Raw genomic sequence first — 977 nt, 5'->3', positions numbered from 1 at the left:
GCATCGCGGCGCTGCATTTCGTGCAGCAGCGTCACGAGAATCCGGCAGCCCGACGCGCCGATCGGGTGACCGATCGCAATCGCCCCGCCGTTCACGTTGATCTTCGACGTATCCCAGCCCATCTGCTTGTTCACGGCCAGCGCCTGCGCAGCAAAGGCCTCGTTGATCTCCATGAGATCGAGGTCGTTCACCGACCAGCCCGCGCGCTCCAGCGCACGCTTCGAGGCCGGCACCGGGCCCATGCCCATGATCTTCGGGTCCACGCCGCCGCTTGCGTACGCCTTGATGCGCGCGAGCGGCGTGAGGCCCAGCGCTTCGGCCTTCTTCGCCGACATCACCACGACCGCGGCCGCGCCGTCGTTCAGGCCCGAGGCGTTCGCCGCCGTCACCGTGCCTTCCTTGTTGAACGCCGGCTTCAGACCCGCGAGCGATTCGGCCGTCACGCCGTGGCGCACGAATTCGTCGGTCGCGAACTGCAGCGGCTCGCCCTTGCGCTGCGGAATCGCCACCGGCACGATTTCCGCGTCGAAGCGGCCCGCCTTCTGCGCCGCCTCGGCCTTGTTCTGCGAGAGCGCCGCAAACGCGTCCTGCTCCTCGCGCGTGATGCCGTATTCCTTCGCGACGTTTTCCGCCGTCACGCCCATGTGGTACTGGTTGTACACGTCCCACAGGCCGTCGACGATCATGCTGTCGATGAGCTTCGCATCGCCCATGCGGAAGCCGTCGCGCGAGCCCGGCAGCACGTGCGGCGCGGCGCTCATGTTTTCCTGGCCGCCGGCCACGACGATGTCCGAGTCGCCCGCGATGATCGCGTTCGCGGCCAGCATCACGGCCTTCAGGCCCGAGCCGCACACCTTGTTGATCGTCATGGCGGGAACGGCCGTAGGCAGGCCCGCCTTGATCGACGCCTGGCGCGCCACGTTCTGGCCCGAACCGGCGGTCAGCACCTGACCCATGATCACGTCGCTCACCTGCTC

Annotated in this window: 1 protein-coding gene; it reads right to left on the bottom strand. The window is 67.9% G+C overall.

Going from position 1 to position 977, the window contains the following annotated elements; genetic code table 11:
• On the bottom strand, positions 1-977 hold a 977-nt coding region (locus U5A58_RS40385; RefSeq protein WP_321965452.1), incomplete at both ends, for an acetyl-CoA C-acetyltransferase.

The sequence above is a fragment of the Paraburkholderia sp. J7 genome (assembly GCF_905220155.1).
Lineage (GTDB): Bacteria > Pseudomonadota > Gammaproteobacteria > Burkholderiales > Burkholderiaceae > Paraburkholderia.
Note: the sequence above shows the minus strand (reverse complement) of the source record. Positions and strands in the feature narration are given on the sequence as shown.